Genomic DNA, 22,219 nt, shown 5'->3' with positions numbered 1-22,219 from the left:
CCCTGAACTGCCCCTGACAGACGCGTCCTCTGCAAGACCGGGGCGTCCCAGTCGCGAGGTTCGACTCCGGCGGCTTCCCGGCCACCCTGTCGGTGCACCCCGAGATCACCTCGAGCGGCCTGCGAGGGCAGCTACGCACCCCGTCCCGGACAGCCGATCTGGCGGCCGTCCGCGCGCTCTACTACCGGCGCCCAAGCGGCTTCACCTTCCCTCACCTCAGCGCACAGAACGCCAGGTTCGCTGTGGCACAGGCGCGATACGAAGTGGGTGGCGTGCTCGCGCCGCTGCCCGGCTGCCTCTGGGTGAACCACCCGCACCGCATCGGTGACGCCGAGTTCAAGCCGTCCGGCCTCACCGGCGCTGTGCAAGCCGGCTTCGACGTCCCGCCGACCCTCATCACCTCGGACGCCGACGCCGCCCGGTCGTTTGCGTGCGCATCGACTCCGAGCTGCTGGACTGGCGTACCGACTACGACCGCCTGGCCTACTCCGTCGTGGAGCCGCCGCCGGACATCTACCGGGCGCTAGGCGCCTACTTGGACCACTTCGGGCTCGTCTTCGGGGCATTCGACTTCGCCGTGGGCGAGGACGGCCGATGGTGGTTCCTGGAATGCAACCCCTCCGGCCATTGGTACTGGCTGGAGCCCGAGACCGGCCTGCCGATGCTCGCCGCGATGGCCGACCTGCTGGAAGGGAAGACATGAGCGTCCCGGACCAACTGCACCACCAACTCGTCGACAGCCTCACCGCCGCCGGGGCCCTGCGCACGAAGGCATGGAAGGCAGCTGCCGAAGCGGTGCCGCGGCACCAGTTCCTCTCCGGCGGATTCTTCCAGCGGGTCCCCGACTCCTCGCCGACCTCTTGGCGTCCGGTCCTGGAGGGCAGCGTCGGCTGGCTCTCCGGCTGCTACACGGACGAGTCTCTCGTCACGCAGATCGCCGGCACCATCCGGCCCGAGGACGTCCGCGGTGAGATCCTGCGCGAGCCGACCAGCTCCAGCACGCTGCCCTCCTTGGTGCTGCGGATGCTCGAGGACCTCCAGGCCGAGCCGGGCATGAAGGTGCTGGAGATCGGCACCGGCTCCGGCTACTCGACAGCCCTGCTCTGCACCCGCCTGGACGATGACAGCGTGACCTCGATCGAGTACGACCAGGACGTCGCCGAGCGCGCTCATCGGGCACTCGCTATGTTCGGTGTCCACCCGACGCTCGTGACGGGGGACGGCCTGCTCGGCTACGCCGGGGATGCGCCCTACGACCGGATCATCGCGACGTGCGGCGTGCACACGGTGCCGGCTGAATGGCTTGAGCAGACCCGGCCGGGCGGGCAGATCCTGGCGACCGTGAGCGGCTGGCTGGGCTCCTCCGAACTAGTCCGCCTGACGGTTCACGGGGACGGCACGGCTTCCGGCCCAGTACTCGGCGGCAGCTTGCACTTCATGCTCGCCCGTCCACATGTGCCGCCGACTTTGGGTCTGTTGCCCGACCTGAGCGTGGGCCAAGAGCGCGAAGCCGTCATCGGCGGTGATGTCCTGGACGACCGGGCCACGCGGTTCGTGGCCCAGTTCGCCGTACCGGACGCCCAACAGTTGCGGCTGAACCTGGACGGCCGCGACGAGCGCGTACTGATCGACGTGGAGAGAAAGTCATGGGCTACGCTCCACGATGACAAGGGCCGGTGGACCGTCCGGCAGAGCGGCCCCGTAGCGCTCTGGGACGCCGTCGAAGAGCACCTCGGCCGCTGGCGCACGGCTGGAACGCCGGGCCTGAAGGAGGCGACCGTGCGGGTCACCCCCGGAGGGCAGAGCATCCTCTGGTAGGACGCCATCGCCAAGTCAGGAAGCCCGCCCCCTCATTCGACACCCCGGACCCGCTACCATCCCGCCGCATGAACGACGACGTGCGCAACATCGTCCTAGGGGTCATAGCCGCCGGAGTGAGTGCCGCGCTCGGGTGGGTGGCTCGTACCTATCTGTGGCGGCGGAGACTGCGGCGGAAGCAGGTGTTCTTCGGGTTGCCGGACAACTCGGAGTCGCTGTTCGTGGTGAACCGGGACCCGGCCGCGACCGAGCCGGCGGTGCACCGGTTCGACGTGTTCGCGCTGTTGGAGCTGTCGGCGCTGATCAAGGACTGTGGTGCGCATCTGCAGTTGGTGACGCAGGACGTGTCGCACCAGGGGTTCGGGGAGCGGACCGAGTTCTGTGTGGGTGGCCCGGCGTCCAACCGGCGGATGCTGGCGCACATGTCGGCGATGCTGCCGGGGGTGCGGATGAACACCGAGAAGGAGAAGGGGCCGAACCGGGGTGCGTTCCGCGTCGGCGGCGAGACCTACCGGATGGAGCCCGGCACGACCGAGTACGTGCTGCTCGCGAAGGTCTCGGCGGGACGGCAGACGCGGCCGGTGTTCCTGTTCTGCGGGCAGCGGGCGATCACCAATCAGGCGGCGACGCGTTATCTGGCCCGTAACCACGAGCGGTTGGCCCGTAAGCACGGCTCCGGATCGTTCGTGCTGCTGCTGAAGGTGGTCAACTCCCAGGCGTACGGCCCCGATCTGGTGGAGCTGGTCGGTGATGTCACGCGGGCGGCGCAGGCGCCGTTCCCGGAGACCGAGGAGACGCCCGCTCCGGCGACGCCCGCCTCCTGAGCCGACGCTCCCTCAATCCTTGGGCAGTTGGAAGTACTGGGGGGCGTCCATCGAGAGCTGGAACACCATCCCGTGGCGCTTCCGGATGTCGGCCACGCTCGCCGCCGCGGGCTCCCGCACGCACCGCCGCACGGGCGGATCGTCGACGACACATGCCTCCGGCTCCTCGATCGGCATGGGGGGCTCGCGGTACAGCGTGTCCCAGGACAGGCTGTACGAGCCAAGGTCCATCCTGCCCGGCTCCATCCGGCCGTCGTCGGCGCCGGCGTGACGGTAGTAGTCACGGATCGCCCCGTCGCCCGCCCGCGTGTACGGGATCTGCGAACCGGGCCGTTCCCCGGCGCCGAGCACTTCGTCGAGGACGGAGGCGATTCGTTTCGGATCGGCGCCGAAGTACGCGGTGATCTCCATGCGGCATTTGATCTTGTACGGGTCACCGGGCTCCAGCCACTGGTCCCCCTCCCCTCCGAAGCATGTGTCACGCAGGACGACAAGGCCGAGATCGAGGGACGTGCGGTCGACGTACTCGCTTGCGGCGGAGCGGAGTTGATTTTCAGCGTCCCGTCGGGCCGCTGCCGCCTTGGCGCTTCCCGCCAGTTCGCGCACCTCCTGCGGGCTGGTGCCACGGTCGGCCGAGCAGGCGGCAAGGGTCATGGCGAAGACCATGGCAATCGCGCCCCACATCGACTTGCGAACTCCCGACACGCCCTCTCCCCCCTGACCACGACCCCCCGCGCCACTGTCCCGCCCGGCCAGCGCATCGCGCATGAGTACCCGTACCTACACCCGGCGTCCCAAGCTTCAACTATTGTTACCCGTACGTAACTTACCCACGGGTTACTTGAGGTAAGAACCACCCACTACTGTCGGGTCACTTTCGCACTGGCACGCGTCAGGAGTGATCATGGCCCCCACCCGAAACACCCTGCGCACCGGCGCCGTCGGCGCCCTCTCCGCGGCTCTGGTCGCCGGGACCGTCGTCGGACTGGCGCCCGTCGCGCACGCGGCCCCCGCCGTACGGTTCGTCGACATTCCCGGCGACGGGGGCACCGTACTGAAGGCGAACGTCGTCACCCCGGTCGGTGCCGGCAGCCATCCGTTGCTGGTGCTGCCCACGAGCTGGGGGTTCCCGCAGGTCGAGTACCTCGCCCAGGCCCAGAAGCTCGCCGACTCCGGCTATGTGGTCCTCACCTACAACGTGCGCGGCTTCTGGCAGTCCGGCGGCGAGATCGAGGTGGCCGGGCCGCCCGACATGGCGGACGCCTCCAAGGTGATCGACTGGGCGCTGGCGAACACCCCCGCCGACCCGGCCCGTATCGGCATGGCCGGTGTCTCGTACGGCGCGGGCATCAGCCTGCTCGCCGCCGCCCACGACAAGCGGATCAGGGCGGTGGCGGCGCTCAGCGGCTGGGCCGACCTGATCGGCTCGATCTACTCCGGCCGGACCCAGCACGTCCAGGCGGGCGCCCTGCTGGACGGCGCGGGCCTCGTCACCGGCCGGGAGAGCCCCGAGCTGCGGAGGATCTTCGACGACTTCTACGCCTCCGACCTCTCCGACGAGCAGAGCCTCATCGACTGGGGCAAGCGGCGCTCCGCCGTGACGTATCTGGACCAGCTCAACGCCAACAAGCCCGCCGTCATGCTCGCCAACGCCTGGAGCGACTCGATCTTCCCGGCCAACCAGTACGCGAGTTTCTACGAGAAGCTGACCGGCCCCAAGCGCCTCCAGCTACGCCCCGGCGACCACGCGACCCCCGAGCTGACCGGCCTGGCCGGGCTGCCCAACGACGTCTGGCAGGACACCGGCCGCTGGTTCGACCACTATCTGCGGGGCGTGGACAACGGCGTCGACCGCGAGCAGCCCGTCCGGCTGGAGTCCCGGAGCGGGGGCGGTTACGAGGGCTACCCGGACTGGAAGTCGGTCGCCGCCACCGACCGCAAGATCGCGCTGGCGGGCAGCACCACCATCCACACCAACGTCGACTCGGGCGCGGACGGCGGTGTCGTGCTGCTCTCCGGCCTCCTGGACCAGGTCGCCAAGGTGCCCCCGATGGCCTCCATCCCGCTGCTCCCGCGCCGCTGGGCGGCCGTCTGGCAGTCGGAGCGGTATGCGGCGCCCCAGCGCGTACGCGGCACCGCCAGGCTGCACACCACGCTCACCCCGACCGCGGAGAGCGGCACCTTCGTGGCCTACCTGTACGACGTCGGCCCGCTCGGCATCGCCAAGCTGGTCACCCACGCGCCCCTGACCTGGCACGACCGTACCCCCGGCGAGCCGTTCGGGGTGGATCTGGACCTGTTCTCCACGGCCTACGACGTACCGGCCGGGCACCGGCTGGCCCTGGTGGCCGACACGGTCGATCCACTCTACGTCGAGCACAACCCGTCCGGCGCGCGGCTGACCTTCTCCTCGCCGAAGGACGACCCGTCGTACGTGTCGGTCCCCCTGCGCGAGCAGTGATCTCCGGCCGCCGCCGGACGAGCATGGCCCGTGTGAACCGCCGCCTTCGTCACGGCTTCGGAGCCGTGGGTGGCTCCCCACCCGGCAGCGGCGCCCCAGGGCCGGGCGCGGCGACAGCCACGGCCTCGGTCTTGGGACTGCGCTGCTCCCGGCGGGACACCCAGACGGCGAACCACGAGAGCAGCATGCACATCCCGATGTAGATAGGCGAGATCACCATCACCACGGGGATGAACGGCAAATCGTAGTCGAGGTTCGAGGCGATGAGCTTCCCGGCGTGGAGGAACTCCTCGTAGGTGATGAGGAAGCCCAGCGACGTGTCCTTCAGCGCGACCACCAACTGGCTGATGATCGCTGGCAACATGGCGCGTACCGCCTGCGGTACGAGCACGTAGGACATGACCTGGGTTTTTCTCATGCCGAGAGCGAACGCGGCCTCTCGCTGGCCACGTTCCACGGCGTTGACGCCGGAGCGGAAGACCTCGGCGAGCACCGAGCCGTTGTAGAGGGTCAGTCCGGCGACGAGGGCGGGCAGTGGCTGCACCTTGAGCGCCACGAAGATGAAGAAGATCATCACCAGCACGGGCATCGCGCGGAAGAACTCCACGACGAGGGTGGCCAGCCAGCGCACCGGGGCGTGGTCGGACAGGCGTCCGGCGGCGAGCACCCCGCCGAGGGCGAGGGAGAGCACGGCGGCCATGGCGAACGCCTTGAGGGTGTTGCCGAGGCCGCGCAACAGCAGTTCCTGGATGCCCTTGTACTCGAACGGCGTCCACTTGGTGGCGGTGAACTGGCCGGTGGAGAACAGGAGATAGAGCACCCAGGCGACCAGGCCCAGCAGGACGGCGGTGGACAGCCCCGCGTACAGCGCGTGCCGTCGGCGGGTGCCGGGGCCGGGGACGTCGTAGAGCGCGGTGGTCTCGGTTGTCATCGGGCCACTCCCCACTTGCGTTCCAGCAGGTTGAACAGGGCGCTGATGGCGAGCGTGATGATCAGGTAGCCGACGGCGATCCAGACGAAGGTCCAGATGATGTTGTAGCCCAGCTCGCTCAGCGTCTTGTAGGTGCCGAGCAGTTCGGTGACGCTGAAGGCACCGGCGATGGCGGAGTTCTTGGCCAGCGCGATCAGGGTGGAGCCGACGGGCGGGATCACCGAGCGGAACGCCTGCGGGAGCACGATCACGCTCAGCGTCTGCGAGAAGGTCATGCCGAGGCTGCGGGCGGCCTCCCCCTGGCCCCGGGGCACGGTGTTGATGCCGGAGCGCAGCGCCTCGCAGATGAACGCGGAGGTGTAGCAGCCGAGGGCGAGGACGGCGAACGCCTGGAAGGGCAGGACAAGTCCGAACCGGGGCAGGCCGAGCAGCACGGCGAAGAACAGCAGGGTGAGCGGGGTGTTGCGCAGTACGGTCACCCAGACCGTGCCGAAGACCCGCAGCGAGGCCACCGGCGCGACCCGGAAGGACGCCATCAGGAAGCCGAGCGCGAGGGCCAGCAGGGAGGCGTAGACGGTCAGTTCGACCGTGCCGAGGAATCCCTCGCCGTAGATGGCGAAGTTGTCTGTCAGTACGTTCATGGCGTCCTCGGTCAGCTCGCCGGGTAGCGGTCGATGGGCGGCGGCTTCGGCGCGGGAACCCCGGACAGGCCGAGCGTGGCGTCGTACGCCCTCTTCCAGTCGCCGTTCTTCTCGCGGGCGGCGAGGGCGGTGTCCAGGGCGAAGCGCAGGGCGTTGTCATTGCGCGGGACGCCGATGCCGTACGGCTCCTTGGAGAACGGTTTGCCGACGACCTTGAGTTCGTCGGGGGCCTTGGCCGCGTAGCCGATGAGGATGGCGTCGTCGGTGGTGACCGCGTCGACCTGGTAGGTGAGGAGGTTGTCGACGCAGACCGAGTAGGTGTCGTAGGCGACCAGGACGGCCTTCGGGTAGTCGTCCTTGATGCGCTGGTACGGGGTCGATCCGGCGGCCGAGCAGACGCGTTTCCCGGCGAGGTCCTGGGGTCCGTGGATGTCGTCGGTGTCCTTGCGGACCAGGAGGGACTGGCCGGCCATGTAGTAGGGGCCCGCGAAGCCGACGAGCTTCTTGCGGTTGGCGTTGATGGTGTAGGTGCCGACGTAGTAGTCGATCTGGCCGTTCTGCAGGGCCGTCTCGCGGTTGGCGGAGGCGATGGTGCGGAAGCGCACGCTGTCGCCGGGGAAGCCGAGGGAGGCGGAGAGCATCTTGGCGATCTCGATGTCGAAGCCGGAGTACCGGCCGGTCGCCGGGTCCTTCTCGCCGAGGTAGGGCTGGTCCTCCTTGGCGCCGACGACGAAGTGACCGCGCTTCTTGGCGCGGACCCAGGTCGGGGAGCCGGGGAGGCTGAAGTTCCGGGCCACCGCGTAGTGCGGGAGCTGGTCGGGGGCGGGGCCCTTGGTGGGCGGGCTGCCGTCCTTGCCGCAGGCGGCGGCGAGCAGGGCGAGCGAGGTCAGCAGGGGGGCGAGCAGGGCGATGGCGCGGGGCGCGCGGCTGTGGCGGGACATGGGTCGCACTCCCCCGGTCAGTGCTTGAGGATCTTGGAGAGGAAATCCTTGGCGCGTTCGCTGCGCGGCGCGGTGAAGAACTCCTCGGGGCTGCGGTCCTCCACGATGCGGCCGTCGGCCATGAAGACGACGCGGTTGGCGGCGGAGCGGGCGAAGCCCATCTCATGGGTGACGACGATCATGGTCATGCCCTCGCGGGCGAGCTGCTGCATGACCTCCAGCACCTCGTTGATCATCTCGGGGTCGAGCGCGGAGGTGGGTTCGTCGAAGAGCAGCGCCTTGGGGTCCATGGCGAGGGCGCGGGCGATGGCCACGCGCTGCTGCTGGCCGCCGGAGAGCTGGGCGGGGTACTTGTCGGCGTGGGCCGACAGGCCGACCCGGTCGAGGAGTTCACGGGAGCGGCGGTCGGCATCGGCCTTCTTGCGGCCGCGCACCTTGGTCTGCGCGAGGGAGACGTTCTCCAGGACCGTCTTGTGGGCGAAGAGGTTGAACGACTGGAAGACCATGCCCACTTCGGCCCGCAGCCGGGCCAGCGCCCGGCCCTCCTCGGGCAGCGGCCGCCCGTCGAGCGTGATGGTGCCGGACTCGATGGTCTCCAGCCGGTTGATGGCCCGGCACAACGTCGACTTCCCCGACCCGGAGGGGCCGATGACCACGACCACCTCCCCCTTGCCGACGGTCAGATCGATGTCCTGCAGGACATGCAGCTCCCCGAAGTGTTTGTTGACGTCACGCAGTTCGATCAACGGATCGACGGCCATCCGCAGCCCTACTCACTCTCAGCCGAGTCGTAGTGGCCGAAACTATCCAGACCGTGCGGGGGCGCGCGGACGACACGCACTTGGGGGCATTAGCCGTATTTACGACCCGTTGCGCGCCCCGGTCCCCGACTCCGAGGGCTCGGCGAGGGCAGGTCCCCGGATACCTCTCGCCGGATACCTCTGCCGGATACCTTTAAGCGATTATCACAGCACTGTTATATTAGCGCTGTGACATCTTCGGACCCCACAGCGCTACCCGACCCCTGGCATGCACTGCACGAGCTGCTGGCAGTCATGGACGCCGAGATCGAGCAGGTCTACGTCGAGCGCGGTATCGAGGGGGTGCGGCCTCGGTTCGCCTATCCGCTGATCCGGCTTGCCCACACCGGACCACTGACCATTCGCGAGCTCGCCGAGTCCCTGGACCGCTCACACTCCGCGATCAGCCAGACCATCGCCGCCATGCGCAAGGAGGGGCTGGTCACCTCCGAGCCGGGGCCTGACGCCCGCACCCGGCGGATCGACCTGACCGAGCGCGGCCGGTCGCTGGTGCCGTTCCTGGAGGCGGAGTGGCGCGCCACCCACGAGACGGTCGCCGAGCTGGACGGCGAGGTCCCGTACGCGATGACCACGGTTGTCGAGGAGGTGCGGCGGGCGCTGGAACGCCGGTCGATGCGGCAGCGGGTCCTCCACCACCTTGTCGAGCCACCGCGTTGACGGGGCGCGTCCGGGTCCGGTTCCTCGACACCCGTCCGCTGCGCGGCAGTCAGTCGTTTCGCGATCTGTGGATCGGCACCTCGGTCTCTCAAGTCGGCGGGCAGATGGCCAACGTGGCGGTGCTGGCCCAGGTCTGGGACCTGACGGGCAGCCCAGCGGGCACCGGTGCCATCGGGCTCGCCACCGGCCTGCCGATGGTGCTGTTCGGGCTGCTCGGCGGCACGTTGGCCGACACCTTCGACCGCCGTGCGGTGGTGCGGGCCACCACCGCGGGCCAACTGCTGGCTGCCGCGGGGATGTGTGCCCAGGCCCTGTCGGACAACCGCGACGTGCTGCTGCTGCTCGCCCTGGTGGCCCTGGGGACGGGCTGCGGCGCCCTCGGAGCGCCCGCGCGCCGCACCTTCCCGGTCCGGCTGTTGCCGGGTGACCAGGTCGCGGCCGGTCTCGCGCTGACCAACGTCTCGTTCCAGGCGGCGATGCTGGCGGGCCCCGCGCTGGCCGGGCTGATCATCGCCCGCTGGGGCCTCCCCGCCGCATACGCGACCCAGGCCGTGGCCATGGCCGTCTCGGCGCTCGCGCTGATCCGCCTGCCAGCCATCCGCCCCGAGGGCACCGACGCGGCAGGCAGCAGACGCAGGCCGGAGCGTGGCGGTCGGCGGATCGTCCTGCGCCGCCCGGCGCTGTGGGGCTCGATGGCCACCGACCTGTCCGCAACGCTGCTCGCCATGCCCGTCGCGCTCTTCCCGCTGGTCAACGAGATGCGCTTCGGCGGAAACCCGCAGACCCTCGGCCTGTTCCTGTCGGCCGTCGCGGTCGGAGGGATCACGGCTGGTCTGCTCTCCGGTACGGTGACGCGCCGGCGTCGTGGCGGCCTGGTCCAGCTGTCCGCAGCGGGCCTCTGGGGGCTGGCGCTGGCCTGTTTCGGTCTGGCGGGGCCGTTGTGGCTGGCGCTCGGATGCCTGGCCGTGGCGGGCGCCGCCGACACCGTGTCCGTCGTCACCCGCAGCGCTCTGGTCCAACTGGAGACCCCGGACGGATACCGGGGACGGGTCTCCTCGGTGGAGCACGTCATCGGTGTCGCGGGTCCCGAACTCGGCAACTTTCGTGGTGGCTTGTTGGCGTCGGCCACCTCCGCCCCCTTCTCCCTGGTCTTCGGCGGACTGTCAGCGATCCTGGCGGTCGCCGCCGTGGCCGCGGTCAACACGCCTCTTCGCGCCTACCGCATGCCGCCTGCTGCCGCCAAGCCGACCGTCCCCGGGGCCGCCGACGCGACGACCGCCGGCCAGGTTCCTGATCAACCCCCAGGGGGCGGGGAGTTCACGGTTCGGCGATCTCCGCGTAGAGCTGGGAGAGTTCGGGGAGGCCGGTGGCGGCCCACTGGCGGCCGGGGTCGGTGACCTCGACCTCGCGGCCGGAGGCGAGGAGCAGGACGGGCTCGCCGTCCCGTCTGATGCGCCAGGTGGCGCCGGGGACGGTGCGGACGACGACGGTGCCGAGGTAGAGCCCCGCGTCGTTGCCGAGCCAGGGCAGCGTCTCGGGGTCGTCGCGCCAGCGCGGGACCAGCTGGTCCAGGGCCTCCAGGGAGGCCGGGGTGTCGTCCAGGCGGACGCCCGCCCGGTCCGCCTGGGAGCGCAGCAGTTCGCACTCGGAGAGCAGCGCGGCGATGGCCTCGGGGTCGGCCGGGAGCGCCGCGTCACCGCTCTTGCCGCGCCGGTGGCCCAGGAACGGGATGTTCATGGACCCCAGCGTGGCATCAGACGTCGAGGTCGACCACCACCGGCGCGTGATCGGATGCGCCCTTGCCCTTGCGCTCCTCGCGGTCGACGTAGGCGTCCTTGACCGCCCCGGCGAACGGGCCGTTGCCGTACACCAGGTCGATGCGCATGCCGCGGTTCTTGGGGAAGCAGAGCTGGCGGTAGTCCCAGTACGTGTAGGGGTGGTCGTACTTCAGCGGGCGGGGCACGACATCGCTCAGGCCGGTCTCGCGCAGGGCGGCCAGGGCGGCGCGCTCGGCGGGGGTGACATGGGTGGCGCCCTCGAAGGCGGCGCGGTCGTAGACGTCGTCGTCGGCCGGGGCGATGTTGTAGTCGCCGAGGACGGCGAACGGGCGGCCGCCCGCCGCGTCGCCGGCGACGGCGGTCTTCAGGGCGTCGAGCCACTGGAGCTTGTACGCGTAGTGCGGGTGGTCGACCTCGCGGCCGTTGGGGACGTACACCGACCAGACGCGGACCGGGCCGCAGGTGGCGGAGACGGCGCGGGGCTCCTGCGCGCCCTCGTAGCCCGGGTCGCCGGGCAGGCCCTTGACGACGTCCTCGAGGCCGACGCGGGAGAGCACCGCCACGCCGTTCCACCGGCCGGTGGCGTGGATCGCCGCCTCGTACCCCAGCTCGCGGAGCGGCTCGACGGGGAACTGCGCCTCGGCGACCTTGGCCTCCTGGAGGCACAGCACGTCGGTGCCGCTGCTCTCCAGCCAGGCGAGCAGCCTCGGGAGGCGGGCGGTGATCGAGTTCACGTTCCAGCTGGCGATACGCATGTCCCTCAACCTACCCGCCGGGTCTGACAACCGGCCTCACAGCTCGGGCCTCCCGGCTCGGGCTTCACGGCTCCGGCCTCACAGCTCGGCGGAGGCCCCCGGTGCCAGGCGTAGGTGCTCGGCGTCGGCCAGGCCGCCGATCTGGCGGTCGTAGATCGGGCGGGCCAGGTCGGTGAGGAGGGCGTCGTGGATGTCGTAGGCCCGGCGCGGCCGCACCTCGCGGACGTAGTCGATCACCTCGGAGATCTTGTTCCAGGGTGCCATCACCGGGAGCATCAGGGTCTCCACCGCCTGGTCGGGGACGGTGAGGGCGTCGCCGGGGTGGAAGACCTTGCCGCCGTCGATGAGATAGCCGACGTTGGTGATGCGCGGGATGTCCGGGTGGATCACGGCGTGCAGCTCGCCGTGCACCTGCACGTCGAAGCCCGCGGCGGTGAAGGTGTCGCCGTGGCCCACGGTGTGCACCCGGCCGGGGAAGGCCGCCGTGAGCTGGTCCGCGACCGACCTCAGCGTCCAGATCTCGGCCTGGGGGTTCGCCTCCAGCGCGGTGCGCAGCCGGCCCTCGTCGAAGTGGTCCGGGTGCTCGTGGGTGACGAGGACGGCGTCCGCGCCGAGGGCCGCGTCCGGCTCGCTGAAGCCGCCGGGGTCGATGACGAGCGTCCGGCCGTCCTTCTCCAGGCGGACGCAGGAGTGGGACTGCTTGGTGAACTTCATGACTTCCCGTCCTGCTCGTCGGACCGCTTCGTCTCCATCGTGCCGCCTGCGGCGGCCACCGGCCTCACTCGGCGGGTGTGGTCTCCTCGCGGATGACCTGCTGGGCCACGCGGAAGGCGCTGTTCGCCGCGGGGAGACCGCAGTAGACGGCGGCCTGGAGCAGCACCTCTTTGATCTCCTGCGGGGTGAGGCCGTTGCGGAGCGCGGCGCGGGTGTGGACGGCCAGGTCGTCCAGGTGGCCGCCCGCGACCAGCGCGGTGAGGGTGACGCAGCTGCGGGACCTGCGGTCCAGGCCCGGCCGGTCCCAGACCTCGCCCCAGGCGTAGCGGGTGACCAGTTCCTCGAAGCCGCCGGAGAACTCGTCGGCCCGCGCGAGGACGCCCTCGACGTGGGCGTCGCCCAGCACCTCGCGGCGGATCTTCAGGCCCGTCTCGTACCGGTCCGGCGAGGCGACCGGCTGGGGCGGCTCGGCGGCGGACGCGATCTCGGCGACCGGCTCGGTGCGCCGGGGCGGCACGGGGGCGGGGGCACCGGTGGGCATGGCGACGGGAGCCGGGACCGGGGTGACCGTGGCGGCGGCGGCCGGGAGGGCGGTCTGGCCGGTGTCGAAGGTCTGCTGCCAGGCCGTGGAGAAGTGCCGGACCAGGAGGTCGGTGACGGCGGCGGGCTGCTCGACCGGCACCAGGTGGGAGGCGCCGGGTACGACCGCGAGCCGGGCGTCCCGGATACCGGCGACCAGGGTGCGGGCCTCGGCCGGGCCGGTCACCTGGTCCTCGGAGCCGACCAGGACGAGCGTGGGCACCCCGATACGGCCCAGCTCCGGGCGCACGTCGAAGGCGGCGAGCGCCTCGCAGGCGGCGATGTAGCAGCCGGGGTCGGTGGTGCGCACCATCTGCACCGCCCACTCGGTGATCGCGGGCTGGGCGGCGGCGAAGCCTCCGGTGAACCAGCGGTCGGGGGCGCTTCGCGCGATCGGGTCGAGCCCGTTCGTGCGTACGATCACGCCGCGCTGACGGAACTCGTCGGGCGTGCCGAACCGGGGCGAGGCGGCGACCAGCGCGAGCGAGGCGAGCCGCTCGGGGTGGCGCAGGGCCAGCTCGATGCCGACGGCACCGCCGAGGGCGCAGCCCGCGTAGCCGAACCGCTGCACGCCGAGGCTGTCCAGGGTGGCCAGCATGCGGGTGGCCAGTTCGGCGACCGAACCGGCCGGGTGGGCGGGGGCGCCGCCGTGGCCCGGCAGGTCGAAGCGCAGGACCCGCCACTGCTTGACCAGTTCCGGCACCTGGCGGTCGAACATGTGCCAGGTGGTGCCCAGGGAGGGGCCCAGGATCAGGACAGGTGCGTCTTCTGGCCCGTCAAAGCGGTATTGCAGGGTGTTCGGTGGTGTCTCGCTCACCCGTCAGACCCTCTCATCTCTCGGGGCCGCCGCTAAAACGGGGGCATGGGTGTACGGCCCTGATCAGGTGGAAGACCTCCCGGGCGGGGTCCGCCCGCCGAAGCACCCAGGCAGTGGATCTCGCCGTCACGCTGCCAGGTACCGTCAGGGTATGAGTCATCCCCACCCCGACCTGAAAGCCGCCCCGCCTCTTCCCGAAGGAGGGCTGCGGGTCATCGCCCTGGGCGGCCTGGGTGAGATCGGCCGCAACATGACCGTCTTCGAGTACGCGGGCAAGCTGCTCATCGTCGACTGCGGCGTGTTGTTCCCCGAGGAGACCCAGCCCGGCGTGGACGTGATCCTGCCGGACTTCACCTCGATCCGGGACCGGCTGGACGACATCGTGGCCGTGGTCCTCACCCACGGGCACGAGGACCACATCGGCGGCGTGCCGTACCTGCTGCGCGAGCGGCGTGACATTCCCGTCGTCGGCTCCAAGCTGACGCTGGCCTTCCTGGAGGCCAAGCTCAAGGAACACGGCATCCGGCCGCGGACGGTACGGGTGCGGGAGGGCGACCGGCGTCGCTTCGGGCCCTTCGACTGCGAGTTCGTGGCGGTCAACCACTCCATCCCCGACAGCCTCGCGGTCGCGCTGCGCACCCCGGCCGGGATGGTGCTGCACACCGGCGACTTCAAGATGGACCAGTTCCCGCTCGACGACCGCATCACCGACCTGCGCGCCTTCGCCCGCCTCGGCGAGGAGGGTGTGGACCTGTTCCTCACCGACTCCACCAACGCCGAGGTGCCCGGTTTCACCACCTCCGAGCGCGAGCTGAACCCGGCGATCGAGCAGGTGATGCGCACCGCGCCGCGCCGGGTCATCGTCTCCAGCTTCGCCAGCCATGTGCACCGCATCCAGCAGATCCTGGACGCCGCCCACCAGCACGGCCGCAAGGTCGCCTTCGTCGGCCGGTCGATGGTCCGCAACATGGGCATCGCCCGCGACCTGGGCTATCTGAAGGTCCCCTCCGGTCTGGTCGTGAGCACCAAGGAGCTGGAGAAGCTCCCGGACCACAAGGTCACCCTGGTGTGCACCGGTTCCCAGGGCGAGCCGATGGCGGCGCTGTCCCGCATGGCCAACCGGGACCATCAGATCCGCATCGGCAAGGGCGACACCGTCCTGCTCGCCAGCTCCCTCATCCCCGGCAACGAGAACGCGATCTACCGGGTGATCAACGGGCTCACCCGCTGGGGCGCCCACGTGGTCCACAAGGGCAACGCCAAGGTGCACGTCTCCGGGCATGCCAGCGCGGGCGAACTCGTCTACTGCTACAACATCGTCAAGCCCCGCAACGTCATGCCGGTGCACGGCGAATGGCGTCACCTGCGGGCCAACGGCGACCTGGCCATCCGTACCGGTGTCGATCCGGAGCGGGTCGTCATCGCCGAGGACGGCGTCGTCGTCGACCTCGTCGACGGGCGCGTGTCCATCACCGGCAAGGTCCCGGCGGGCAACGTCTACGTGGACGGCATGGAGGTCGGCGGCGCGACCGAGGCGTCCCTCAAGGACCGTCTCACCCTCGCCAACGAAGGCGTGGTCACGGTGGTCGCGATCGTCGACGCGGACACCGGCGCCCTCACCGAGGCTCCCGACTTCCTGGCCCACGGCTTCGTCCACGACGACACCACGTTCGAGGCGGTCGTCCCCGTCATCGAGAAGACCCTGGCGACCGCGGCCGAGGAAGGCGTCGGGGACGCGCGTCAGCTCGAACAGCTCGTCGCCCGCGCCGTGTCGAACTGGACGTTCCGGACCTACCGCCGCAAGCCGCTCATCGTGCCCGTCATCATCGACGCCTGAGCCACAGCGCCCGTCACGGATCAGGGGCCGCGCAGCGATCGCTGCGCGGCCCCTGATCGGGTACCTACCGGAGTGAGGTCAGGCCACGTTGATGTTCTCGGCCTGCGGGCCCTTCTGGCCCTGGGTGACGTCGAACGTCACGGTCTGGCCCTCCTGGAGCTCACGGAAGCCCGTCGAGTTGATCGCGGAGTAGTGCGCGAAGACGTCCGGGCCGCCACCGTCCTGAGCGATGAAGCCGAAGCCCTTCTCCGCGTTGAACCACTTCACAGTTCCCGTAGCCATGGTCATGCCTTCCAGTCGATGAACGTCTCCCACACCTTGTGGCAGACGGAGGTGATCGCCCTGGTCCCTGCGGCACAGCACAGCAAAACGCCCACACCAAAGGCGTGGGCAGGAGGGAATTCCGAACCACGACAGCTGACGCAGACGCTACACGCCCACACACCGCGTCACCATAGGGAAATGATCACACCGCGTTCCGGTCGACCGGTATTTCCTCGTGCCGGTGGAGAGGGAAACGCGCTTCGACCGGCCCCTGGGGGGACCGAACGGCTCCCGCTGGGCGCCCCGTCAGAGCCTCGCATCGCGGGCGCGGATATTGCTCCACTCGGAGTACCGCGTTTCCGGACACCCGGTCATTCCGGAGGAACGCGGAACTCGAATTCCGGACGGTCCCACGGCACGGCGGGCGGGTTCGCTGGCACGGTCCCGATCCGCACCGCACCGACGCTGCGGTAGAAACCCTCGGCGGGAGGATGCGACACGACCTCGACACGGTCGAGCCCGGCGGTCCGCGCCTCGGCACGCAGATGCGCGACGAGCAGGCGTCCGATTCCCAGTCCTTGCGCCTCGTCGGCGACGAAGAGCAGGTCGAGCTCCGGTGGGGCGAGGACGAGCGAGTAGAACCCGAGGACCCTGCCTCCCTGCTCGTCGGCGTCGTCGGCGTCTACGGCCACGAAGACGCGGTGGGTCTCGATGTAGTCAGGACCGACCCGGTAGCCCGCGACCATGGACGCGTACTCGCCCTCGTAGGCGCCTGAGCCACGGACCAGCCGCGTGAGCCGCTTGGCGTCCCGCGCGACGGCCCTCCGGATCGTGACCGGCCGGCTGGCCGGGAGAACGCGTGGACTCATCTGGAGAGTATTTCGCACCGGGCAGCTTCTTCGGGCGGCGGGTCGTGCCGGGGCAGCGCACCTTCGACGCTCAGAGCGAGTCCGGTATGTCGAGGGTGGTGAGGGCGGAGACCGGGTCGAGGTCGGGGGCTCCTCGGGGCCACCAGTCGTCATGGCCGGGCTCGGATTCGTACGCGTACCACAAGCCGTCCTGGCCCAGGCGGAGTTGGGCGTGGCCCGCCGGGTGGGTGAGGTGGTTGCGCCAGGGGCGGAACGCGGGCAGGTCGGCGGCGAGCAGCAGCGGGCGCGCGCGGTCGAATCGGCCCGCGGGCGGGTCCCAGGACTCCTCCAGCACGGTCAGCCCGGCGAGCCCGCCCTGCCGCCAGGCGGCCACCGCGCGGGCCAGCTCGGCGGGCGTGCGGTCGACGGCGGCGGCCAGGGTGGCGTACAGGCTGCGGGTGGCGGCGGTCAGGCCAGAGCCGGGGCGGGCGGCGGCGAGGCGTACGGCGTCCTGCCACAGCGTGAGTCCGCCCACCGGGTCGCGGCCGGTGGTGAGCAGCGCGTGCGCGCGGGCGGCGGCGTCGGTGGCGAGCTGGTCCAGCGCGAACGGGTCGGGGCCGCCGGGCGCCGCCGGGTACGCCGGTGGCGCCTCCGGGTGCGCGGGCGGGGGCAGGGGTGCCGGGAGCGGCGGGAGCGGGCGTCCGGCGAGCGCCTCCGACGCCCGTACGCCGGGCAGCGCGGCGGGGCCCCGCTCACGTGCGGCACGGGCCGCGTCGGCGGCGCTGCGCCGGGAGAGGGCGTCCAGCAGCTCCCGCTCGCCCCGGCCGCGCAGCAGGAGCAGGACGAACGGGTCGGCGTCCAGCAGCCGGGCGGTCTGGTAGCAGAGCGCGGCCGCGTGTTTGCAGGGGCGGCCGGAGTCGGGGCAGCTGCAGTGCGGGGTGAGGTCGCCGGGGCGGGGCAGCAGGGGGACTCCGCGGTCGGCCAGGGTGTGCGGCAGCTCCTTGTCCAGGAGCGCGGCGATGTCCGCGGGGCTGTCGACCGCCGCGTCCAGGAAGCGGTCCCAGTCCGCGTCGTCCAGTGTCCGCAGCCGCATCTGTACCCGGTACGGCCGCGGGCGGCTCCCCCGCACGTACGCCAGCACGAGCCCCGGTGTCACGGTGATCGCGTCCACATGGCCCGCGTCGGCGTAACCGCGCCCCCGGCCCAGCCGGTTGACGTCCAGCGCGCCTCGCTCCAGCGCGTCGACCCATGCCTGACCCCACCAGGTCCCGGCGAACTCCTGCCGCGGCTCGGGGCGGGGCGCGAACGGGGGGAAGGTGCGGCGGTGTTCGCTGTCGCGGTGGGGGGTGGCCATGGACGGGGGGACCTGCGGGGGCGCGGCGGGGTGGTCGGCGGTACGGGGTTCGGGGCGGGTCGGGGTGTTGTCGGGCGACGGCGGGGTCGGCTCGTGCTCGGGGTGCGGCTCCGGGGACTTGGGGCGCGGCGGGCGCACCGGGCCGGCCTTCAGCAGGGCGGCCATGCCGAGGGGCTCCGGGGTGTCGGCGGGCGGCTGGGCGTCGGGGGCGTCGGTCCATTCGGGCATACGGAAGGCGTTGCTGAGGAAGTCCCGCATGTCACGGGCGACTTGGGCACGGGGAGACCGCCCGGAACCCTCGGCGGACGCGGGTGCGGTACGTGGGGTGGTCCGACGCGGGCGCCGCTCCGCACGCTCGGCCTCGCGCCGGGCGGCGCGGAGTGCCTCGCGGGCGACGTCGGCCGGGCGCGGGCCCGCCGGGGCGGGCTGCTCGGGGGTCGGCGGAGGGTCGGCGGGCGCGAGCAGGTCAGCGGGACCGGAACCCGGATCTGCGTCGGCATCCGTGCCAGGGTCCGCCTCCACGCCCTCACGCCGAGCCGCGACAGCGGCCCGCAGCGCGGCCCGAGCGACCTCACCGGGCCGGGCTTCGGTCTCGGCGGCCGCCCGTTGCTCCCGGCCTTCCTCCGCGAGAAGGTCAGCCGTGGCGCCATCCGTCCCGGACGCGGCACGCAGCGCGGCCCGAGCAGCCTCACCGGGCCGCTTCTCCGGCTCGGGCAGACGGGACGGCGAGGCATCCCGCCCCGCTTCCGAAGACGCTCGCAGCGCGGCCCGGGCGACCTCACCGGGCCGGTCCTCCGCCTCCGGCAGACGGGACAGCGAGGCATCCGGCCCCGCACCCGAAGACGCTCGCAGCGCGGCCCGAGCAGCCTCACCGGGGCGGTCCTCCGCCTCCGGTGCACCCGTCGACGCCGCACCTCCCTCGGCCCGTTCCCGACCGGAGGCACCCCGCGCCGCACCGGACACAGCACCCTCCCCCGCGCCGGAGGTGTCCTCCCCCGACCGGGCCGCGCGGAGCGCCTCGCGGGCCTCCTCCGCCGGGCTGTTCTCCCCGGCACTCATGTCGGCCTCCGCAGGGACACGAGGTCGGTCAGCTCGCGGTCGGTCAGCTCGGTGAGGGCGGCCTCGCCGGAGCCGAGGATGGCGTCGGCGAGGGCGCGCTTGGCGGTGAGCATCTCGGCGATGCGGTCCTCGACGGTGCCCTCGGTGACGAGGCGGTGGACCTGGACGGGCTGGGTCTGGCCGATGCGGTAGGCGCGGTCGGTGGCCTGTTCCTCGACGGCCGGGTTCCACCAGCGGTCGAAGTGGACGACGTGTCCCGCGCGGGTGAGGTTGAGGCCGGTGCCCGCCGCCTTGAGGGAGAGCACCAGGACCGGGATCTCCCCGGACTGGAAGCGGTCGACCATCCGCTCCCGCTCGGGCACCGGGGTGCCGCCGTGCAGGAGGTCGACGGGGACCGCGCGGTCGGCGAGGTGGGCGGTGATGAGCCGGGCCATGCCGACGTACTGGGTGAAGACCAGGATCGAGCCGTCCTCGGCGAGCACGGTGTCCAGTAGTTCGTCGAGCAGGGCGAGCTTGCCGGAGCGGGCGGAGAGCCGGTCCGGGTGGGACGGCTCCTCCTTGAGGTAGAGCGCCGGGTGGTCGCAGATCTGCTTGAGGGCGCCGAGCAGCTTCAGGACCAGGCCCCGGCGGGCGATGCCGTTCGCCTCCTCGATGGCGAGCATCGACTCGCGCACCACCGCCTCGTACAGCGCGGCCTGCTCGCGGCTGAGCGGGACCGGGTGGTCGGTCTCGGTCTTGGGCGGGAGTTCGGGGACGATGCCGGGGTCGGACTTCTTGCGGCGCAGCATGAACGGCCGGACCAGCCGGGCCAGCCGCTCCACCGCCTCGGCGTCCTCGCCGTTCTCCACGGCGCGCGCGTGCCGGGCGCGGAAGGACTTCAGGGGGCCGAGCAGGCCGGGGGTGGTCCAGTCGAGCAGGGCCCACAGCTCGGACAGGTTGTTCTCCACCGGGGTGCCGGTGAGTGCCACGCGCGCGGGGGTCTTGATGGTGCGCAGCGCCTTCGCGGTGGCGGAGTACGGGTTCTTCACGTGCTGGGCCTCGTCCGCGACGACCATGCCCCAGGGGTGCTCGGCGAGCTGGGCGGCGGTGGAGCGCATGGTGCCGTAGGTGGTGAGGACGAAGCCGCCGGTGAGGCCGTCGAGGGTGCGGTCGGCGCCGTGGAAGCGGCGGACCGGGACGCCGGGTGCGAAGCGGTTGATCTCCCGCTGCCAGTTGCCCAGCAGGGAGGCGGGGCAGACCACGAGGGTCGGCTCGGTGCGGGCTCGTTTCAGGTGCAGGGCGATGAGGGTGATCGTCTTGCCGAGGCCCATGTCGTCGGCGAGGCAGCCGCCGAGGCCGAGGGAGGTCATGAGGTCGAGCCAGGCGAGCCCGCGCAGCTGGTAGTCGCGCAGGGTGGCGTCGAGGCCGGCGGGGGGCTCGGCCGGGGCGATGCCCGCGGTGAGCCGGTCGCGCAGGGCCGCGAGGGCGCCGGTGGGGACGGCCTCCACGGTCTCGCCGTCGACCTCGGCGGTGCCGGTGAGGGCGACGGCGAGCGCGTCGACGGGGTCGAGCAGGCCCAGTTCGCGCTTGCGGGCCTTGCGGACCAGGGCGGGGTCGACCAGGACCCAGCGGTCGCGGAGCCGGACGACCGGGCGGTGGGCCTCGGCGAGGGTGTCCATCTCGGCCTCGGTGAGCGGGTCGCCGCCGAGCGCCAGCTGCCAGCGGAAGCTGAGCAGTTCCTCGCTCTCGAAGAAGCCGGTGCCGTCGGTCGCGGAGCCGGGGGCGGCGCGGACCTCGGCGGTGGCGGCGAGGTCGCTCGCGAGGTCGCGGGGCCAGTGCACGGCGACCCCGGCCGCGGCGAGCCTGGCCGCCGCGACGCCGAGCAGGTCGGTGACCTCCTCCTCGGACAGGGCGAGCACGTCGGGCACGTCCTGCTCGGCGAGCCGGTCCAGCGGCGCCCACACGCGTGCCGCGCGCCGGACGGCGAGGGCGGCGTCCACGTGGGCGCGGGGCCCGAAGGCGTCCGCGTCGCCCGCCCACACGGTCGCCGCGTCGGCGACCAGGGTGGGGTCGGCGAGGCTGTGGACCTGGACGACGGCGGCTCCGGCGGCCCGCGCCCGCTGGTCGTCGCCGGTGTCGAAGACGCTGTACCCGGACAGGTCCAGGCGCAGCGAGACGCGGACGCCCGCGTCCATGCCCGCGGCGACCTCGGCGGCCCAGTCGTGGGCGCCGGGCAGCGGCTGGGGCTCGCGGGCGGCGAAGGGGCGCCCGCTGGTGTGTGGGGCGGCGGGGGTGCGGGGCAGGGTGTCGGCGACGGCGTCCACGAAGGAGCGGACCAGGGCCTCGGGCTCGGGCAGGGTCAGCGGTCCGGGGCCGGGCAGCGGCACGGCGTGGCCCTCGGGGGGCAGGGCGGCGGCCACCGCGCGCAGGTGCGCGATGTCGTCGGGCTCCAGCGGTCCGGCGCGCCAGGCGTCGTGCCCGCTCGGGGTGAGGCCGGGCAGCAGGCGCCCGCGCGCGGCCAGCCGCAGGGCGTGCAGCGCGGCGGCGCCCCAGCAGGCGGTGGCGGGGTGGGCGGCCGGGTCGTGCCGGGCGCGGACCAGCAGGGGCAGCGCGTCGGCGAGGGGCAGGGTGAGCGCGGGCACCTGGCGGCGGCGTACACCCGCCCCGTGCGGGCGTACGACGGTCAGCTCGTCGGTCTCGGACGCGTCGGGCAGGGGGTCGCCCGCGGGGTCCCAGAAGGCGATGCGGGCCTCGCGCGGGAGGGGCGCGGGCAGGTACACGCAGGCGAGGCGTGCCGGGACCCTGTCCCCGGTCCACGCGTGGCCTGTCGTGGGGGCCTCGGCCGTGGCCGTGCCGTCACTCATGCGTCCTGTCGCCTCCCGCCATGTCCCGCCGTGTCGCGTCGTCTCCCGTCCGCACCGGACGAGCTGTCTCCGACTGTACGGGTGGGGTCTGACATTGATGCTCGTAGCGGGTTCCAGTGGTCGTGGCTCAGGGTCTGACTGACGTCCTGCTGGGCTGTCCTGCTGCTGTTCTGTCCGGCCGCCGGGACCGAGCACAACCCCGGCCTCCGCGCCGCGTCCGGTGTCGGTCCGGACACTGCGGCCCAGCTTCTGGTCACCGCCGGCGGAAACCCCGACC

19 protein-coding genes and 1 pseudogene are annotated in these 22,219 nt (G+C 71.9%); 7 read left to right on the top strand and 13 right to left on the bottom strand.

What is annotated here, in order from left to right:
• Window positions 1-29 precede the first annotated feature (29 nt).
• The 3 genes and pseudogenes from ACIPPM_RS02345 to ACIPPM_RS02335 all read left to right on the top strand — a co-directional run bounded on the left by ACIPPM_RS02345 (window position 30) and on the right by ACIPPM_RS02335 (window position 2,642).
• A pseudogene (locus tag ACIPPM_RS02345) lies at window positions 30-703 on the top strand (MvdC/MvdD family ATP grasp protein).
• Complete coding sequence (gene tgmC / locus ACIPPM_RS02340; RefSeq protein WP_401442121.1) at window positions 700-1,818, top strand: ATP-grasp peptide maturase system methyltransferase; 1,119 nt, start codon at window positions 700-702, stop codon at window positions 1,816-1,818. The pseudogene ACIPPM_RS02345 and the gene tgmC overlap by 4 nt, the downstream one beginning before the upstream one ends.
• Window positions 1,819-1,886: 68 nt before the next feature.
• Window positions 1,887-2,642 (top strand): hypothetical protein, encoded by a 756-nt coding sequence (locus ACIPPM_RS02335; protein ID WP_401442119.1) that lies wholly within the window; start codon window positions 1,887-1,889, stop codon window positions 2,640-2,642.
• Between the two features lie 12 nt (window positions 2,643-2,654).
• Here the strand turns inward: ACIPPM_RS02335 and ACIPPM_RS02330 are convergent, their stop codons facing one another.
• Window positions 2,655-3,410 (bottom strand): hypothetical protein, encoded by a 756-nt coding sequence (locus ACIPPM_RS02330; protein ID WP_401442118.1) that lies wholly within the window; start codon window positions 3,408-3,410, stop codon window positions 2,655-2,657.
• 136 nt (window positions 3,411-3,546) lie between these two features.
• On the opposite strand from ACIPPM_RS02330, the gene ACIPPM_RS02325 reads away from it, so the two are divergent.
• On the top strand, window positions 3,547-5,103 hold the full coding sequence (locus ACIPPM_RS02325; protein WP_401442117.1) for a CocE/NonD family hydrolase: 1,557 nt from the start codon (window positions 3,547-3,549) through the stop codon (window positions 5,101-5,103).
• Window positions 5,104-5,152: 49 nt separating this feature from the next.
• On the opposite strand, the gene ACIPPM_RS02320 is transcribed toward ACIPPM_RS02325, so the two are convergent.
• The 4 genes from ACIPPM_RS02320 to ACIPPM_RS02305 are packed head-to-tail and all read right to left on the bottom strand — an operon-like array spanning window position 5,153 to window position 8,377.
• Entirely contained in the window at window positions 5,153-6,034 is an 882-nt protein-coding gene (locus ACIPPM_RS02320) for an amino acid ABC transporter permease (RefSeq protein ID WP_389002271.1), read from the bottom strand.
• Window positions 6,031-6,675: an amino acid ABC transporter permease gene (locus tag ACIPPM_RS02315; protein ID WP_393592010.1), complete on the bottom strand. Its 645-nt coding sequence runs from the start codon at window positions 6,673-6,675 to the stop codon at window positions 6,031-6,033. Before ACIPPM_RS02315 ends, ACIPPM_RS02320 begins: the two co-directional genes overlap by 4 nt.
• 11 nt (window positions 6,676-6,686) lie before the next feature.
• On the bottom strand, window positions 6,687-7,616 hold the full coding sequence (locus ACIPPM_RS02310; RefSeq protein ID WP_401442116.1) for a glutamate ABC transporter substrate-binding protein: 930 nt from the start codon (window positions 7,614-7,616) through the stop codon (window positions 6,687-6,689).
• A gap of 17 nt (window positions 7,617-7,633) precedes the next feature.
• Window positions 7,634-8,377 carry an amino acid ABC transporter ATP-binding protein gene (locus ACIPPM_RS02305; RefSeq protein WP_393592014.1) on the bottom strand — a complete coding sequence of 248 codons (744 nt, stop codon included), beginning with the start codon at window positions 8,375-8,377 and terminating at the stop codon, window positions 7,634-7,636.
• A 228-nt stretch (window positions 8,378-8,605) separates the two neighbouring features.
• Between ACIPPM_RS02305 and ACIPPM_RS02300 the strand changes: the two genes are divergently transcribed.
• Window positions 8,606-9,094, top strand: a complete 489-nt coding sequence (locus ACIPPM_RS02300) for a MarR family winged helix-turn-helix transcriptional regulator (RefSeq protein ID WP_401442115.1) — start codon at window positions 8,606-8,608, stop codon at window positions 9,092-9,094.
• The gene (locus ACIPPM_RS02295; protein WP_401442113.1) at window positions 9,091-10,491 is read left to right on the top strand and encodes an MFS transporter; all 1,401 of its coding nucleotides are present in this window, start codon (window positions 9,091-9,093) and stop codon (window positions 10,489-10,491) included. Before ACIPPM_RS02300 ends, ACIPPM_RS02295 begins: the two co-directional genes overlap by 4 nt.
• Here ACIPPM_RS02295 and ACIPPM_RS02290 read toward each other — a convergent pair.
• From ACIPPM_RS02290 to ACIPPM_RS02275, 4 genes are all read right to left on the bottom strand, one after another.
• Window positions 10,412-10,831, bottom strand: coding sequence for a DUF6278 family protein (locus ACIPPM_RS02290; RefSeq protein ID WP_401442111.1), 420 nt, complete (start codon window positions 10,829-10,831; stop codon window positions 10,412-10,414). The two genes, ACIPPM_RS02295 and ACIPPM_RS02290, sit on opposite strands and share 80 nt — an antisense overlap.
• Window positions 10,832-10,847: 16 nt before the next feature.
• A complete protein-coding gene (locus ACIPPM_RS02285) occupies window positions 10,848-11,627 on the bottom strand; it encodes an exodeoxyribonuclease III (protein ID WP_401442109.1) in 780 nt (259 codons plus the stop codon).
• A 78-nt stretch (window positions 11,628-11,705) separates the two neighbouring features.
• Window positions 11,706-12,341 carry an MBL fold metallo-hydrolase gene (locus ACIPPM_RS02280; protein WP_401442108.1) on the bottom strand — a complete coding sequence of 212 codons (636 nt, stop codon included), beginning with the start codon at window positions 12,339-12,341 and terminating at the stop codon, window positions 11,706-11,708.
• Window positions 12,342-12,405: 64 nt separating this feature from the next.
• A complete protein-coding gene (locus tag ACIPPM_RS02275; RefSeq protein ID WP_401442106.1) occupies window positions 12,406-13,737 on the bottom strand; it encodes an alpha/beta fold hydrolase in 1,332 nt (443 codons plus the stop codon).
• 151 nt (window positions 13,738-13,888) lie between these two features.
• Between ACIPPM_RS02275 and ACIPPM_RS02270 the strand changes: the two genes are divergently transcribed.
• Complete coding sequence (locus tag ACIPPM_RS02270; protein ID WP_401442104.1) at window positions 13,889-15,574, top strand: ribonuclease J; 1,686 nt, start codon at window positions 13,889-13,891, stop codon at window positions 15,572-15,574.
• Between the two features lie 78 nt (window positions 15,575-15,652).
• Here the strand turns inward: ACIPPM_RS02270 and ACIPPM_RS02265 are convergent, their stop codons facing one another.
• From ACIPPM_RS02265 to ACIPPM_RS02250, 4 genes are all read right to left on the bottom strand, one after another.
• Window positions 15,653-15,856, bottom strand: a complete 204-nt coding sequence (locus ACIPPM_RS02265) for a cold-shock protein (RefSeq protein ID WP_401442102.1) — start codon at window positions 15,854-15,856, stop codon at window positions 15,653-15,655.
• Window positions 15,857-16,209: 353 nt separating this feature from the next.
• Window positions 16,210-16,707, bottom strand: coding sequence for a GNAT family N-acetyltransferase (locus tag ACIPPM_RS02260; protein WP_401442100.1), 498 nt, complete (start codon window positions 16,705-16,707; stop codon window positions 16,210-16,212).
• A 70-nt stretch (window positions 16,708-16,777) separates the two neighbouring features.
• A complete protein-coding gene (locus ACIPPM_RS02255; protein ID WP_401442098.1) occupies window positions 16,778-19,099 on the bottom strand; it encodes an SWIM zinc finger family protein in 2,322 nt (773 codons plus the stop codon).
• Window positions 19,096-21,942: an SNF2-related protein gene (locus ACIPPM_RS02250; RefSeq protein WP_401442096.1), complete on the bottom strand. Its 2,847-nt coding sequence runs from the start codon at window positions 21,940-21,942 to the stop codon at window positions 19,096-19,098. The genes ACIPPM_RS02255 and ACIPPM_RS02250 overlap by 4 nt, the downstream gene beginning before the upstream one ends.
• Window positions 21,943-22,219 lie beyond the last annotated feature (277 nt).

It is taken from the genome of Streptomyces sp. NPDC090119, assembly GCF_044747085.1.
In the GTDB taxonomy this organism is placed as follows: domain Bacteria; phylum Actinomycetota; class Actinomycetes; order Streptomycetales; family Streptomycetaceae; genus Streptomyces.
Note: the sequence above shows the minus strand (reverse complement) of the source record. Positions and strands in the feature narration are given on the sequence as shown.